General features: G+C 32.9%; 17 protein-coding genes. 14 read left to right on the top strand and 3 right to left on the bottom strand.

Annotated elements, in window-relative coordinates; translation table 11 throughout:
- Positions 1-281: 281 nt before the first annotated feature.
- Positions 282-779: a DUF421 domain-containing protein gene (locus MHH71_RS03010; RefSeq protein ID WP_006094925.1), complete on the top strand. Its 498-nt coding sequence runs from the start codon at positions 282-284 to the stop codon at positions 777-779.
- Here the strand turns inward: MHH71_RS03010 and pdxR are convergent, their stop codons facing one another.
- Entirely contained in the window at positions 780-2,246 is a 1,467-nt protein-coding gene (gene pdxR, locus MHH71_RS03005) for a MocR-like pyridoxine biosynthesis transcription factor PdxR (protein ID WP_033798884.1), read from the bottom strand.
- Between the two features lie 148 nt (positions 2,247-2,394).
- Here pdxR and MHH71_RS03000 point away from each other — a divergent pair, with 148 nt between their 5' ends.
- Positions 2,395-3,312, top strand: coding sequence for a DMT family transporter (locus MHH71_RS03000; RefSeq protein ID WP_006094927.1), 918 nt, complete (start codon positions 2,395-2,397; stop codon positions 3,310-3,312).
- A 180-nt stretch (positions 3,313-3,492) separates the two neighbouring features.
- On the opposite strand, the gene secY is transcribed toward MHH71_RS03000, so the two are convergent.
- Positions 3,493-4,797, bottom strand: coding sequence for a preprotein translocase subunit SecY (gene secY / locus MHH71_RS02995; RefSeq protein WP_006094928.1), 1,305 nt, complete (start codon positions 4,795-4,797; stop codon positions 3,493-3,495).
- A 655-nt stretch (positions 4,798-5,452) separates the two neighbouring features.
- Here secY and MHH71_RS02990 point away from each other — a divergent pair.
- The 11 genes from MHH71_RS02990 to MHH71_RS02940 all read left to right on the top strand — a co-directional run bounded on the left by MHH71_RS02990 (position 5,453) and on the right by MHH71_RS02940 (position 14,736).
- Entirely contained in the window at positions 5,453-6,244 is a 792-nt protein-coding gene (locus MHH71_RS02990) for an arylamine N-acetyltransferase family protein (RefSeq protein WP_006094929.1), read from the top strand.
- A gap of 151 nt (positions 6,245-6,395) precedes the next feature.
- Positions 6,396-7,046: a YdeI/OmpD-associated family protein gene (locus tag MHH71_RS02985; RefSeq protein WP_033798885.1), complete on the top strand. Its 651-nt coding sequence runs from the start codon at positions 6,396-6,398 to the stop codon at positions 7,044-7,046.
- A 326-nt stretch (positions 7,047-7,372) separates the two neighbouring features.
- A complete protein-coding gene (locus MHH71_RS02980; protein WP_033798886.1) occupies positions 7,373-8,488 on the top strand; it encodes an NAD(P)/FAD-dependent oxidoreductase in 1,116 nt (371 codons plus the stop codon).
- Between the two features lie 189 nt (positions 8,489-8,677).
- Complete coding sequence (locus MHH71_RS02975; protein ID WP_006094987.1) at positions 8,678-9,241, top strand: GNAT family N-acetyltransferase; 564 nt, start codon at positions 8,678-8,680, stop codon at positions 9,239-9,241.
- A 126-nt stretch (positions 9,242-9,367) separates the two neighbouring features.
- A complete protein-coding gene (locus MHH71_RS02970) occupies positions 9,368-9,742 on the top strand; it encodes a nucleotide excision repair endonuclease (RefSeq protein WP_006094986.1) in 375 nt (124 codons plus the stop codon).
- 175 nt (positions 9,743-9,917) lie between these two features.
- Positions 9,918-10,547: a DUF4352 domain-containing protein gene (locus tag MHH71_RS02965; protein WP_033798901.1), complete on the top strand. Its 630-nt coding sequence runs from the start codon at positions 9,918-9,920 to the stop codon at positions 10,545-10,547.
- Positions 10,548-10,689: 142 nt separating this feature from the next.
- Entirely contained in the window at positions 10,690-11,469 is a 780-nt protein-coding gene (locus MHH71_RS02960) for an undecaprenyl-diphosphate phosphatase (protein ID WP_006094984.1), read from the top strand.
- A gap of 299 nt (positions 11,470-11,768) precedes the next feature.
- A complete protein-coding gene (locus MHH71_RS02955) occupies positions 11,769-13,100 on the top strand; it encodes an NAD(P)/FAD-dependent oxidoreductase (protein WP_006094983.1) in 1,332 nt (443 codons plus the stop codon).
- Between the two features lie 81 nt (positions 13,101-13,181).
- Positions 13,182-13,703 (top strand): GNAT family N-acetyltransferase, encoded by a 522-nt coding sequence (locus MHH71_RS02950; RefSeq protein ID WP_006094982.1) that lies wholly within the window; start codon positions 13,182-13,184, stop codon positions 13,701-13,703.
- A 32-nt stretch (positions 13,704-13,735) separates the two neighbouring features.
- Positions 13,736-14,257 (top strand): YfiT family bacillithiol transferase, encoded by a 522-nt coding sequence (locus MHH71_RS02945; RefSeq protein WP_006094981.1) that lies wholly within the window; start codon positions 13,736-13,738, stop codon positions 14,255-14,257.
- Complete coding sequence (locus tag MHH71_RS02940) at positions 14,197-14,736, top strand: GNAT family N-acetyltransferase (protein ID WP_167535677.1); 540 nt, start codon at positions 14,197-14,199, stop codon at positions 14,734-14,736. The genes MHH71_RS02945 and MHH71_RS02940 overlap by 61 nt, the downstream gene beginning before the upstream one ends.
- Before the next feature lie 176 nt (positions 14,737-14,912).
- On the opposite strand, the gene MHH71_RS02935 is transcribed toward MHH71_RS02940, so the two are convergent.
- On the bottom strand, positions 14,913-15,290 hold the full coding sequence (locus tag MHH71_RS02935) for a PH domain-containing protein (RefSeq protein WP_006094979.1): 378 nt from the start codon (positions 15,288-15,290) through the stop codon (positions 14,913-14,915).
- A 191-nt stretch (positions 15,291-15,481) separates the two neighbouring features.
- Here MHH71_RS02935 and MHH71_RS02930 point away from each other — a divergent pair, with 191 nt between their 5' ends.
- Positions 15,482-16,333 carry a patatin-like phospholipase family protein gene (locus tag MHH71_RS02930; RefSeq protein ID WP_006094978.1) on the top strand — a complete coding sequence of 284 codons (852 nt, stop codon included), beginning with the start codon at positions 15,482-15,484 and terminating at the stop codon, positions 16,331-16,333.
- The last annotated feature ends 100 nt before the right edge of the window (positions 16,334-16,433 follow it).

Below are 16,433 nucleotides of genomic sequence, written 5' to 3'. Positions count from 1 at the left end.
AAAGAAAAATTCCCTATGTCATTCTTGGGAATTGTACCAAATAAAAAGAGAACATCCGCTTCTTTTGTTTTATGGAGTAGAGCAAGAGAAGGCACAAATTGAAAATCTCTTTTGGAATTTTAAAAAATCTAGTAAGGATTGACTAGAATAACTAAAAACAAGTACATGCTAGGGAGTGCTAGTATATACTTGTTTTTAGTTTTTAGGAACTGTGTGAACAATAAAGAATTTAATTAATGGTAATGTTATTCATAAATTAGCATTAAAGGAATGGATTGTTGATGAATATTTTTTTTGAAAGCATAATTTTAATTGTTACGGGTATCCTCGCTTTAAAATTAACCGGAAGTAAATCAATTAATCAGATGACAAGAGCTGAAATTATTATCGTTGTCTCTATTGGGCGTATTATTGTAGAACCAGTGCTAAGTAGAAAAGTAGGACCGTCTATCCTTGCTGCTTGTATATTTTCAGGTGTTTTATTTATTATTCATTATGTAGAAATGAAATCAAGAGGGATGGAACAATTTTTAAATGGTAATAGCATTGTTATTGTTGAAAATGGAGAAATTTTGAAAAATAATTTGAGACGTACGAAAATGACAGAACAGCAACTGCTGATGTATTTAAGAGAACAAGGAATTCATGATATTAAAACATTACAACAAGCAACGGCGGAACCGAACGGTCGCGTTGGTTATCAACTAACAGCTGGAGCACAACCAGTTACTTGCGAAATGTTAGAAAAGATATTGCACCAATACAACCTGAAAAAGTAGTTAATATGGAGATATATTAACTATTTTTTGTTGTTTTAGGGAGTTTAGCAATACGTTATGAAATCTTTTTAATCCAATCAACATGTCTTTTTCATTTAACATAGAATAACTAATTCGTAAATAGTTATATTTTGATTCATGATTCAAAAAACAAGCCGTTCCTGGTAGAAAAGAAACGTTCGCTTCATTCGCTTTTTTAAGTAACATAAAAGCATTGATTGAATCTGGAAGTGTAATCCATAAATTAAAACCACCTAGAGGTTTTTGAAAATGAATTTCCCCTGTTAGAGAAGTTAATATTTCTAGTGTTGTATCGCGTCTTAGTTGTAATGCGGTGCGTAATTTTTCTAAAAGATTTTTCATTCTTTCTGCTCGTAAAAATGGAAGAAGTGCCTTTTGTGTTAGTAACGGACTTCCTATATCCATCGAAGCTTTCACAGCATATAACCATTCAAAAATAGGTCCTTCTACAGCTAATGCTGCAATACGAAGGCCTGGCGCTAATGTTTTACTGAATCCTTTTAAATATATAACGTGACCATTTGTATCAAAGGTTTTAAGTGGAGGTGGAATTATAACTTCATCAAAATATATTTCCCCAAAAGAATCATCTTCAATTATAAAAAAATGATACAGTTCTGCTAGTTCTACAAGTTCATTTCTCCTTTGGCTACTCATTATAGTACCTGTAGGGTTTTGAAAAGTAGGATTCACATATACTAAAACGGGTCTCTGTTTTTGACAAACTTCATCGATTAAATCAGAGCGAATTCCTTGTTCATCAAGCTCAATTGGTATGATTTTAACCCCTTTGTTTATAAATACATCAATTGCTGCACCGTAGCACGGGCTCTCTATTATAACTGTATCACCTGGTTGTAACAATGTTTGAGCGATTAAATCAATTCCTTGCTGGGCGCCACTTGTAATTAATAAATTAGAAGGATCTACAGCTAGTCTTTGATAATCTTTTAAGTATCTTGCAATTTCTATTCGAAGCTCTTCATCTCCTTGAACTGGTCCATAAGTTGCTAATATCATTTGATCTTTGTCTATTATTTTTTGCATTTCATCCGAAAGAAATGGATTAGGTAAAAGACGAGGATAAAGAATGGCCTGTGAAAAATCATAATATTTCCTATGTTGATTCATTACATATTGAGATCGCATGACATTGATTGATTTCGTATGTTGCCAATCATACGGCGTAGGCTGATGCTTCCGATGTTCATGTTTATGTATATACACACCTTTTCCTTGTTTAATTTGTACATAACCTTTTGTTTCCAGCTGTTTATAGGCTTTACGAACGGTTAATATACTTATTTTCAAATCATCTGCTATAGTACGTAAAGAAGGTAAGGAATCACCATGTAATAACATTCCACTTTGAATCCGCTCAACAACTTGCATATAAATTTGTTGATAGAATGGTATATTAGACTCTTTGCGTAGTACAATTTTCATGATCTCACCTGAGTTTCTTTTTAATTTAATTAAATCTAAAAACATATGTAGGAGCAACTATAGATTTATCCAACTGTTATATACGTTGATATACTGTTATACACTGTTTCCTCTATACTCATCTTAAAAAACAAAAGGAGGAAACATAATGGTCATTTTTAATTATATTTTAATTTGTATGATTTTCGGCACAACATTTTTAACGATAAAAATTGGGATTGAAGCGGGGGCACCACCATTATTCTCGGCGGGAATCCGTTTCTTTTTAGCAGGTGTTATTCTAATCATCATATTTACCTTAAAACGGAAAGGTATTATACCATACCTACTTTCAAAACGAATTATATATGTTGGTTTTTGTTTAACCTTTATGACATTTGCAACATTATATTGGGCTGAACAGTATATTTCTTCGGGTTTAGCAGCTGTTCTTTCTGCAACAGGGCCAATGATGATTTTGTTATTACAATCGAAGAGAAATAAAACAAAACTACAACGGGAGCAATTTCTCGCTCTAATCATAGCGCTTATTGGAGTTGTTTGTATCTCCTTACCAGGGATGCACCAACAACTCACTTTTATATGGAGTATCGCTTGCCTTGTCATATTAGTCGGCGAATTATTTTATGGCATAGGTTCCATCCATTCAAAAGAAATACTTTCAGATCTGCCAAAAGTATCGCCGTTTCTCATTAACGGAATCCAAATGTTTTACGGTGGACTTTTTCTTCTGATTAGTTCTATTTTTATAGAACAGCCAAATCTCGATATATTAACATCTTGGAGTGTACAATGGCCCATTCTATATCTTATCTTTGTAGGGTCAATTGGTGGGCATGGTTTATATTATTGGCTCTTGTCAAAGACCAATCCAGTATTCCCATCAACTTGGCTGTATGTATCTCCATTAATTGCTGTTATTACAGGATACGTATTTTTAGGAGAACCAATTAATCCAGTAATGGGAATCGGAGCGTGTCTCATCTTGATGGGTGTATTTTTAGCAAATCGCTCTACACTTGGAGTGTACTTTAAACAGGGGAGATTATTGAAAAAAGAAATGTAACATGATTGTATTTCAGTTGTGAAATAGAAGAATAAAATAGTGTGTTTATGACAATGGAATTGATATGTAATTAAATGTTTTTTTATATGTATACTGTTGTTTTTCAAAGTTACATAAATAAAAACCCTCTCATATAGAAAACGAGAGGGTTTCATTATGCCTAATTTGTATGTAAAAATATTAGTTTACTTTCTTTATAAACCCTTTATAGTGACGCTTCACAAGCTGGCTTTCTAGTGTCTTCATTGTTTCTAACGCTACCCCTACAATGATGAGTAAACTTGTACCACCAATTTGAGCAGAAGGTGGTAAAGTAGCCACTTTCGTAAATACAATTGGTAAAATTGAAATAGCACCTAAGAAAATTGCACCAATAAACGTTAAGCGATACAAAATTTTTGTTACATATTGCTCTGTCGATTTCCCTGGTCGAATACCTGGAACGTAGCCATTTTGCTTTTTCAAGTTTTCGGCCATTTGTTCAGGATTTACTTGAACAAATGCATAGAAGTATGTGAAAGCAATAATGAGTCCAACGTAAAGGATCATTCCAACTGGATGTGTAAAGTCCAGATTTGTACTTAACCATTTAGACATATCAGAGTTAGGGAATAACTGCGCAATGGTCCGTGGTGTCATTAGAAATGCAGAAGCAAAAATAACAGGAATTACACCCGCACTGTTTACTTTAAGCGGTAAATGTGTATTTTTTGCCCCTTGATATTGATTATTCCCTGAAACAGCTTTTGCATATTGAATAGGTATTTTACGAATTGCCTGTTGGATGTAAATAACACCAACAACGATCGCTAAAATAATGAGTCCAATCAATACTACTTTTACAATATGCATAAAGAGTTGATCTCCAGCATTTTGGAATTGTTGTAAATAAATTTGATTTACGACATTTGGAATCGCTGCAACAAGTCCTGCAAAGATAAGCATTGAAATTCCGTTACCTACGCCGTTTGCAGTAATTTGTTCACCTAACCAAAGTAAAAATGCAGTACCGGCAGTTAGCACTGTAGCGATAAATAAATACGTAGTCCATCCTGGATTAGAAATTAGTTGCCCGCCTGCTATATTGTTAAAGCCAATAGACATTCCAATGGCTTGAATAAATGCGAGAATGATTGTAAAGTATCGGGTAAACTGAGCTGATTTTTTACGGCCCATTTCCCCTTGCTTTGCCCACTCTGTAAATTTAGGTACAACATCCATCTGTAACAACTGTACAATAATGGAGGCTGTAATATATGGTGTGATACCTACAGCAAAGATTGAGAAGTGTTGTAAGGCTCCTCCGCCAAATACATTAAGCATACCTAAAACATTGGCTTGATCTTGTACTTTTAATACCTCTGCGTTAGTATGAGGAACTGGTATAAACGTGCCAATTCGAAAAACAATTAACATCGCAAGTGTAAAAAAGATTTTCCTTCTTATCTCAGCTACTCTCATAAAGTTTGAAATCGTACGAAACATCGTGTCGCCTCCTGTATTTTTTAGCAGTTATCTAAAAAGAAAACTGTTTTTTTATATCCTGATGAACGAACTACAAGCCTCCTTCCGTGTAGAATTCATTTGACAAATGGATTTTCATACATTTTGTAGTGTTGTTATGGATATAAAAAATACAAACGTTTTTATAAGCGATAGATTTATTTTCGTAATCATTCAATAACCATAATATAACTAATAAATAAAAAAATGTACATAGATACGCATGAAAAATGAATGAAAAGGGTAATTCTTTACATTGTTATATGAAGAGTTGATTACATAAGTTTGTAATTGTTATCTATGTATAAGTAGAGAATTATCTACAATTGATAGCAGTCAAGTTGTGGCTGTAGCGTGGGATTAAGTGTTAATAGGAAGTGTGTTTACTCCAAGTGATATTCATACACCTTTATGGTTATGGAATCAATATTTCCGGACCTTGTTGTTCAAAACACATTAAAATAAAATGAAAAGAAGTAGATGCTGGTGTTTCAAACATCGGTATCTACTTCTTTTTATTAAAAATCAGGAATTTTGTACCGGTACAGTTATTGTAAATGAACATTGTTGATGCTCTTCATAGCTTTTAAAATTAGCATATAATACATTCACTCTAAATATTGAAGGGGTGCTTTATATGACAGAGTTACAAGATCAGTTTTTTGCAAGGTTAAACCTAAAGAAACAACAGACTGTGAGATTTGAGGACTTGAACAAAATAATTAGCGCAATTGCGTATGAAATTCCGTTTGAGAATTTAGATATCGTAACAGGTAATACGAAAGAAATTTCTAAAGAGAATTTACAAAAGAAAATACTAATGAGTTCACGAGGTGGGCTTTGCTATGAAATGAATTCTATTCTATATTACTTATTAAAAGATTGTGGATTCGATGTGAAGTTAGCATTAGGCACAGTTTATAAAAGTGATTTAAATGTATGGGCTCTTGAAGAAAGCCATATTACAATCATTTTAAATTATGATTCAGTATCGTATTTAGCTGATGTAGGAATTGCTTCACTTGTACCTCTCACACTTGTACCGTTTACTGGTGAGACTGTTACTTCAAAAAATGGCGAATATCGTGTTAGGAGAAAAGATACAGATAAAGGAACTTATATTTTAGAAAGACGAGACACTCATTCGTGGCATGACCCACATGAAAAGATAGAATGGAAAGTATGTCATGCTTTTCGTACGGATCCTATTGATGAAACAACTTTAAATGAAGTTCAAAGAAAAGTCATAGAAGATGAGAATTCTAGTTTTAATAAAGGGCCGATTGCAGTAAAACTTACGCATTCTGGATATGTCTCTTTGACGAAAGATAGTTTGACTCAAGTAATGAATGGCCAAAAAAGGAAAAGTGTAATTACAGAGAATCACTATAAGAAGCTCTTACATGATATATTTAACATTGAAATGTAAACCTTACCTTTGCATTCAAAATAGAAATAGTATGATCCTTAATGTAAAAGCGTCATGGTAAATAAATGGTTTGGTTTGCACAGCAAGGTCATTCTCTTTTATGGTAATATAGGTACGATAAAAGTAACAATGAATAAAAAAGGAGTCTACTATGTCCGTTATCGATAAATTGAACCTTAGTAAATATAGTAATATGGCAGTGATTAATCAACCAAGCGATTATGCCCTTTTTACTGAACACGCAATTAAGTTATCTAAAGATCATGATGCTATTTTCATTTTTGTAGAAACAATTGATGAGATGGTGAAGTACACGCAACTTATTATTAATAAGCAAATATTACTCGAAAAAGGTTATTTATTTTTTGCTTATCCCAAAAAAGGTAACACTCGTTATGAAACTTTTATTCACAGAGATGAAATATTCCCAGCAATGAACGTTGGAGAAGATGGATATGTAGGCAATAGTGATATTAAGTTCGCACGGATGGTAAGTATGGATGATGTCTTTACTGTCGTTGGTTTGAAATGCGAAAAAAAGAAAGTTAAAAAGACATCTGCTGCCAGTCAATGTGTTTCTGATTATGTAGAGAATATTAAAGATGTAGAAGTATTATTAGCTAAACACCCAAATGAACTTCAGTTTTATCAAAGTTTAACACCAGGCTATCAAAAAGATTGGGCACGCCACATATTCTTAGCAAAACAGCAACAGACACGTGAAAAGCGTGCGCAGCAAATGGTTGAAATCCTTTCACAAGGTTATAAATCAATTGATTTATTCCGCAGAAAGAAGAAATAAAGAAGATTTAATAGTAAAACTAGGATATTCAAAAAGAGTGGAATTTTTTTAAAGTGTAGTTATAGGTACCGTAAGTCTAATTTTAAGATGTAAAACATATTCTTGATCTCATCAAGAATATGTTTTTTTATGAACTTCCGTTTTCGATATCAAAATACATAATGATGACACAATTAATAGAAGAGAAAAGTTGAAAAAACATCTCCTTCAAGTATACTGAATATGATTCAGAATTTATGAGAGTGGCTTTTTACAGCACATAAAATGTGTAGAGCTCTCGTGCAGTAAATAGAATATAAAAGAATGAATAAGAAAAGGTGTTTGAAATGAAATCGTATATTGTAGTTGGAGCTGGAATTTTAGGGGCGTCTACTGCTTATCATCTCGCTAAAGAGGGAGCTCGTGTTACTTTGGTTGATCGCCAGGATTTAGGACAAGCAACGGATGCAGCAGCAGGAATTGTATGTCCATGGCTTTCACAACGGCGTAACAAAGCTTGGTATAAAATCGCGAAAGGTGGAGCGAGATATTACGCTTCTTTAATCCAGCAATTAGAAGAAGATGGTGAAATAGATACAGGTTATAATCGAGTAGGTGCTATTAGCTTACATACAGATGATAAAAAGTTAGATCAAATGGAGGAGCGAGCATATAAACGACGTGAGGATGCTCCTGAAATTGGCGAAATCACTCGTCTATCACCAGAGGAAACAAAAAAATTATTCCCGCCGTTATCGGAAGAATATGGAGCTGTGCATATAAGCGGTGCTGCTCGGGTAAATGGACGAGCACTTCGTCAATCTCTTGTAAATGCTGCGAAAAAACATGGTGCTACCTTTATAAAGGGAGATGCTGTTTTAATTCATGAAAACAATTATGTTAAAGGTGTTCATGTAAATGGTGAAACAGTAACGGCAGATCAAGTAATTGTTACCGCAGGAGCATGGGCAAATGAGTTGTTAAAACCTCTTGGTGTTAACTTTCTTGTGACCTTCCAAAAAGCACAAATTGTTCATTTACATATGCCGAATACGAATACTGAAAATTGGCCAGTTGTTATGCCGCCAAACGATCAATATATTTTAACTTTTGAAGATGGCCGTGTAGTTGTAGGTGCAACACATGAAAATGATACTGGTCTTGATTATCGTGTTACAGCTGGTGGTTTGCATGAAGTATTTGATAAAGCATTGTCTGTGGCACCAGGGTTAGAAAATAGTACGATGCTGGAAACAAGAGTTGGTTTTAGACCATTTACACCAGGTTTTCTTCCAGTCATTGGTCCGTTACCTAATTTTAAAGGTATACTAGTTGCGAACGGCCTAGGTGCTTCTGGATTAACAGCAGGTCCATACTTAGGTTCAGAACTTGCAAAACTTGCTCTTGACCAACCGATAGAATTGGATTTAAGTCATTATGATGTAGCTGGTGCACTTGAATAGTGATTAGATCTAGAAACAAAAAAAGATTAGGAATAGCTACCTAATCTTTTTTTGTTTCTTTTTATATTTGCAGAGGGAATTTTGAGCATTTTGGAGAAAAGCTATATTGATTGTAAATTTGAAATAGATAGCATGAAAATTATAAATCAATTACACATACAATTTTAGAGGATTAAGGAGTTGCCTTAAATGTATAACGTTGAAATAAGAAGACCAATCATTGGTGATTATGAAGAGTTACATCAATTGTTTCATACAGTCATTGTAGATACGTTTGCTAGAGAAGGTTTATCGGAGTTGACTGGCGATATAGAAAATGAAATTGAAACTAAAAAACAGTACTTGAAATGTGACTTTGATAGCGATGGGAAAAATCGATATTTTTTGATCGCTGTAGACAAACATTGTAATAAAATTATCGGCACAATTGAATTTGGGCCATCTAGTAAACTGATTAATAATTGCACAGATGGTGCATTAAAAGACTTATATGAGATAGGGACTGTATTTGTACTCCCGAATTACCAAAGACGCGGCATAGGTAATTTGCTTTTAAATGCGATTTTTCTTACCTTATTGGATAAAGGAATAAAAGAATTCTGTTTGGATAGCGGATATACTAACGCACAAAAAATATGGAAGAAAAAATTTGGAGAGCCTAACTTTTTGTTAAAGGATTATTGGGGCGAGGCGTATGATCATATGATTTGGAGAAAATGCATAAATGATATACCTATAATATTTAGTAGATAATGAAAGTTGTTTTAGCAAATCGATTGTATAAATTTAATTAAATTACATTTATAATCAACACGCATAGCTTTTCTTTCATACTTATGCTATTATTTACCTTTACTATAAAAGAGGACGTGAAGTAACTTGATTAAAATTGATTTACCTGCAGTTGATGTTTCTATAACAGAAAGAAAACAAGTAATAAAAGGCGATGAGCCAAGAATCACTCCAATTCATGGATTCATTGATTTCCACCTGTTTCCAAGAGATAAAGGCGGCATTTTTATGTTTTATAACATTAATGATGAACTTCTTTTTGTTGGGAAAGCACGTAAAATAAGACAGCGTATTAAAAAGCATTTTGAAGACAATGTTTCACCAATTCAAGCACATCGCGATGAAGTATATCGTATTGATGTATGTATTGTAGAAGATCCAATGGAAAGAGAAATTTACGAAACATACATCATTAATGAACTTCAAGCGAAGTATAATGTTGATAAAGTATTTTATAAATAAAATAAGAGTAATTTAAAACATGATCTTAGTATTATATTAAGGTCATGTTTTTTTATTTAATAAAAAACATTTGATCCCCTTAGACTATTCGACAAAATATAACAATGCAAAAAATTGTTTTTTGCTATGATAAATAGGAAATTTATATATTGTGTTTATTGGGGGATAAAAAAGGATGTTGAAAAAATTTACTACATGTATTTTGGGTGGCGCTTTAGTATTTAACTTATCTGGGTGTGGAAGTACATCTGACAAAACTTCTTCTGAATCTAAAGAAACCACTTCTAAGCAAGAAGAAAAGAATGTGAAAACAAAAACAAACGATACAACGAAAGGGAATACAGATTCGAAAAACACGGAACAAACAAAAGAAAAGACAAAAATAAAAGAAAAAGAGTATTCATTAAACAAAACTTTTAATACGCCAAAATTTGATGTAACTGTGAAAAGAGTTGTAGAAAGAGATAAGGTTGGTAAAGAAAGTATAGGGATCCAAGAGCCTGAAAATGGACATGTCTTTATTGTTATAGAGGTTGAAGGGAAAAATATCACAAACGAACCGATGAAATTAGCAGTTTTGCCATCAGTTGATTTAGTGGATGAAAATGATAATGCTTACCAAAGTGATGTGTGGGCAACTAGTAGTTATGAGGTTGAAAAAGGCGAGACCTCTACTATTAGTAAGGAATTAAAACCTGGTGATGTAAAGAGAGGAAATAAAGTTTATGTGATTAATAAAGAAAAGTTTGATACAGGTAAATGGTATGTTCTTGTTAATCATGAACATAAAGAACAAATTAAATAAAGTTTATGTTAAGAGGGTATATACCCTCTTTTTTTGTTGTTTGGAAAAGTCCTTAAATCTTGAATTCCTTTACCTTTCTTTTCTTTCATAACAGGTAAAAACAAACATATACTGGTACAAGCAAACAAGAAAGGAGACAATCATGAACTGGTTAGAAGCTTTTATATTAGGAATTATTCAGGGATTAACGGAATTTTTACCTATAAGCAGTACTGGACACTTGTATTTAGGAAGACATTTGTTTCATTTAGATGAAGCTGGGCTTTTTTTAGACACGATGCTGCATATTGGTACCCTGTTAGCGGTGTTTATTTATTATAAAAAAGAGTTTATCTATTTAATTAAAAATCCACTTTCAAAGCTTACATTTTTACTCATTGTTGGAACAATCCCAGCAGTTATAATTGGCTTATTATTTAAAGATTTCTTTGAAGAGATTTCAAAAACGGGTGTAACAATCGGATGGGAGTTTTTAGTGACAGGTTTGTTTTTATATATGGCAGAGAAACAAAAAAGTGGACGTAAGAAAATGGATGCCATTACATATCAAGATGCTTTTATTATTGGTTCGTTTCAAGCGTTTGCTATTTTCCCAGCAATCTCTCGTTCTGGTATGACGATTGTCGCAGCACTTTGGAGAAAATTAGATCGTGAAACAGCTGCATATTTTTCGTTTTTGTTATCTACTCCCGCTATTGTTGGAGCAATCATTTTACAGTCTGTAGACGTATTTCAAGGGAAAGCTGAAAGCATTTCAAGTACATCGTTAATCGTTGGCACCTTATCTGCTGCATTTTTTGGATATATTGCAGTATCTTGGATGATTCAATATTTAAAGCAGCATTCTCTTAAAGTATTTGCATATTATGTTTGGGCTCTAGGCATTATCATTTTAACTTTACAGTTCACTGGCGTATTTTAAGGAGAACGACCTTGAAAAAATACAGTCATGCAATAATCTTATTTTATGCTGAGTCTTGCTGGTGAACGTTATTAGAAATGCTATTTTTAGCGGAATTACATGTTGATTCTTTGCTTAAATAGTACTTGTAATTAAGGGGAAAGACGAATAAATGTTGATAAAAAAATCCTGTTGCGCAATTTTATAGCAGGATTTTTTATTTTATGATTCTATTAATATGTCAGAAGTATAAAGAGGAAAATGAAAAATTTATTTTAGCATCATGAAAGTAGCGGAAATATCTTGCGGGAGGTAAAAAAATGTTAGGAAAAGCAATCGTTATTGGTGGAAGTATAACTGGGAAACTAGCAGCAAAAGCTTTATCTGATTATTTTCAAGAAGTAATAATTTTAGAAGCAGGCGAAGAATGGAATGAAAAAAGGCCTAGAAAAAGAGTACCTCAAAGCCATCATCCTCATGTGTTATTAAAAGGTGGTGAAGTAGCAATTGAGAAATTATTCCCGGCAATTATGAATCAATTAAAAGAAGATGGTGGTATCGAAAATAATTTTACTGGGGATTTGAAATGGCATCATTTTGGTTTATGGAAACAACCATTTATCGGAGAGTTGAATGCGGTTCAACAAAGTCGTCCTATGCTTGAGTGGCACATACAAAAAAGAATGAGTGAAGTAACTAATATTACAACAAAATATGAAACAATGGTTGAACAATTGATAATCGATCAGCAGCATAACAAGGTTTCTGGAGTAAAAGTGCGGTGCATGAAGACAGGAAATAAAGAAAATTTACACGCAGAACTAGTTGTGGATGCAAGTGGATTTGGTTCAAAAAATATAGAATGGTTAGAAACACATGGCATTGAGGTAAAAGAAGAAAAAGTATGGATTCAATTATTTTACGCGACTAGGGTATTCCAGCTAAAAAAGAATGAATGTCCTGATTGGTGCAATTTACTTATTTCTCCTAGCTTTCCTGAAAATCCTTATGGTGCCTTTATTCAAACTATTGAAGATAATCGATATTTCGTGACTTTTAGCGGATACGCCAATGAGAATGTACCAAAAACAGATGAAGAATTTCTTGCATTTGCTCATAAGTTACCTGCACCAGATGTCATTCATTTTCTTGAACAAGCAGAGCCAATTACAGATATAAAAATACATAAGATTCCATACCAAGTTCGTCGTCGATTCGATTTAGTGAAAAATATGCCAGAAGGATTTTTAGTAATTGGAGATGCTCACTGTCGCTTTGATCCAGTTTTTGGACAAGGAATTTCTGTCGCTGCTATGGAAGCTGAAGAATTACAAATGTGTTTAAAGAAGGGGAAAGTGCTAGAGAAAGATTTTACGCGTGACTTTTATAAGCGAATTTCAAAAATTATTGCAACGCCGTGGGAAATGGTTACTACAGAAGCTTTCCGTCACCCTAAGATAAAAGGAGAAAAGCCTTTTATACAACCATTTCAACAATGGTATACGAAAAAAATATACCAACTTTCCGCGAGTAATACAGACGTTTACATTCGTTTAGTTAGGGTCATGAACCTTATGCGTAGTCCCCTACATCTTCTTCATCCTAAGGTATGGCTTGCTATTCTTACAACTCGAAAAAATAAAGGAGGTTAATCTCATTACAAGCAGTAGGATTTTAACTATTAAATGGAGAATTTATAAGTAGATAATTGATTAAAAAGGAATGAGTCATGAATGGAAATATACATAGAAAAATTAAAGAAACAAGATGCGGAAGAATTGTTTGCTTTTGAGAGTTATAATAGAACTTTTTTTGAAAAGATGGTACCGAGTCGTGGTGATGATTACTATGTTTATGAGACGTTTCAATCTAAACATGATGAATTGTTAAAGGAACAAAAAGAAGGCACTTCCTACTTTTATCTTATACGGAATATGGAAAAAACAATTGTAGGTCGAATAAACTTAGTAGACATAGAGAAAGATAGACAATTGGGATATCTTGGTTATCGTGTAGGAGAAGATTTTATCGGAAATGGAATTGCAACTAAGGCCATCCAATTACTCTTAATTCAAGCAGCAAACCATCAAATTATCGAAATTCATGCAAAGACAACAAATAATAATATTGCTTCACAACTAGTATTAGAAAAAAACGGCTTTTCACGTACCGCAATTGATAAAAAAGGTATAGAGTTAAATGGTCAAAAGATTAATTTCATTCATTACGTTTGGAAACATACTAAAGTATTATAAAAGAAATTTTAAAACAAAAGGGGAACAATACAATGCAGGACTTACGTTATCCAATTGGGAAATTCACTTATGAAGGAAATATTACGGAGGAAATAGTAGAAAAGTGGATTCAAGAAATTGAAAATCTTCCTGCAAAACTAACAAAAGCAATTAACGGTTTAGATAAAGAACAGCTAGATACACCTTATCGAAAGGGTGGATGGACAGTACGGCAAGTTGTTCATCATGTTGTCGATAGTCATATGAATAGTTATATTCGTTTTAAGTTAGCTCTTACAGAAAATAACCCGACAATTAAACCATATATGGAAGAGAAATGGGCAGAGCTCCCTGATTCAAAATTACCTGTTGATGTTTCCCTTGTATTATTAGATTCATTACATAAAAGATGGGTAAATGTATTAAGCTCTTTAGAGCAGGCAGATCTTGAAAAAACTTTTAATCATCCTGAATCAGGTGAAACAAAACTGGAGGTAGCAATTGGATTATATGCATGGCACGGTCGGCATCATACTGCACATATCACTTCTTTACGGGAGCGATTAGGGTGGTAAATGTTATGGGAATAACACTAGAAAGAGCAATAAGTTTTGATGCGGAACATATTTTCAATATTCAAGTACAAGCATTTAAACCGTTATTAGAAAAATATAAGGACTATAAAACGAATCCTGCTAATGAAACAATTGATAAAGTAATTACAAGAATAAACAATCCTTATGGTGGATTTTATAAAATATTTGTTGATAATACTCTTGCGGGGGCTATTTGTATATTTCGGAAAGAAAAGACAACGGAATTCTGGATAAGCCCTATGTTCATTTTGCCTATTTATCAAGGGAAAGGGGTAGCCCAGAAAGCACTCGTTTTAATAGAGAAGATGTTCCCACAAGCAACTAGTTGGGAATTAGCTACCATTTTAGAAGAAGAACGTAATTGTTATCTGTATGAAAAAGTGGGCTACATTCAGACGGGGTTAAGAAAGAAGTTGAATGATAATACAACACTTGTTTATTATAAGAAAATATTATAAAAATAGATTTTAAAAGGATAGATACAACAGAGTATATCTGTATTATCTATCCCTTTATTTTGGTCCTATATAATACAATGTTGCGAAGTTTTTTGTATTTTTAAAACAAAACAATGCATGTTGTTCCAAAAAACACGGGGTTATAACTTTTGTTTTTGTATAAAAATTCAAAGGTGTTATTTTGTTGTATATTTTACTAATGCTTTTTGAATGCTTAAAATACTGTCATCACTTTTAAATTCCTTTGTAATCGGTTCATGCATACTAGATACCCAAATTTTAAGTTCTGCATCTAAATCAAAATGACCTGCTGTTTCAATGCTAAATTGTGTAATGCTTTTATATGGAATAGAATGATATTCTGTTTTCTTACCAGTTACTCCTTGTTTATCTACTAAAATCATTCGTCGATCTGTAAATACAATTAAATCTCGAATCAATTTATACGCATACTCAACTTGTTCATCATCAAGCATAATCTTCTGTAAGTCACGCTCAACATTTTCTGTACTCGTATCAGATGCATTTCCGAAAATACCACTAAATAAACCCATATAAAATTCCTCCTTTATGATCTGTGGAATGAGTTTCTTTTATTGTATCATGTTATAGACTAAGAGATTCTTACAATGCAGCAAGAGCTTTTTTAAGCAAATGCAATGAATTTATTGATACTTCATCATAATATCTTGTGCTAAAATATAAGTGTTTAGAAAATCAAGAAACAAATATAGAGGGATTATAAATGAAAAATATCGGTTTAGTATTAGAAGGTGGAGGCATGAAAGGGTTATATACAGCAGGGGTACTTGAGTACTTTATGGAAAATGATTTGTTTTTCCCATATGTAGTTGGAGTATCGGCAGGAGCATGCATGGGTGCAACTTATTTATCGCGTCAAAAAGGAAGGAATAAAAAAGTAAATACAGAGTTAGTATCTGATCATCGTTATATATCTTATCGAAACTTAATACGAAAAAGAGAATTGTTTGGTATGGACTTTCTTTTTGATGAAGTGCCTAATAAAATTGTACCATTTGACTTTCAAACTTTTTTACATGCAAATGAGCAATTTGTAATAGGCACAACAGATTGCGAGACAGGACAAGCTGTTTATTATAATAAGCAAGAGCATGGGAATGATATATTGAAAATTATTCGCGCATCAAGTTCTGTTCCATTTATTGCTCCAGCTGTGGACTATAATGGTAAAAAACTTTTAGATGGGGGGATCATTGATCCTATCCCTGTTCGAAAGGCACAAATAGATGGATTTCAAAAAAACATTGTTATTATGACAAAGCCAAAAGGATATGAGAAAAAGCGTAATAAGTTTTCACCAATGGCAAAATATTTATATAGACGATATCCGAAAGTCTCTAAGCTTTTAGTAGATCATTATCGGTTTTATAATGAGAGCATTTCATACATGTCTTCAGATGAACAAAAAGAAAACTTTTTTGTAATTCAACCAAGCATGCAGCTTCCTGTTAGTGGGATTGAAAGAAATAAGGACAAGCTTGTTAATTTATATAATCTAGGGTATCAGGATGCAAAGAATCAGTATGAGCAGTTATTAGAATGGATAGAGAAATAATAACTATAGGGGTGAACAGTGGATACTAGGAAACAGCATGTAAAATAAGAATGTAAACACACAGACTATATTGTTTGTGTGTTTTTGTTCATAAAATATA

The sequence above is a fragment of the Bacillus sp. FSL H8-0534 genome, from assembly GCF_038005885.1.
Classification (GTDB): Bacteria; Bacillota; Bacilli; order Bacillales; family Bacillaceae_G; genus Bacillus_A; species Bacillus_A pseudomycoides.
This window is presented reverse-complemented; position numbering and strand designations above follow the sequence as displayed.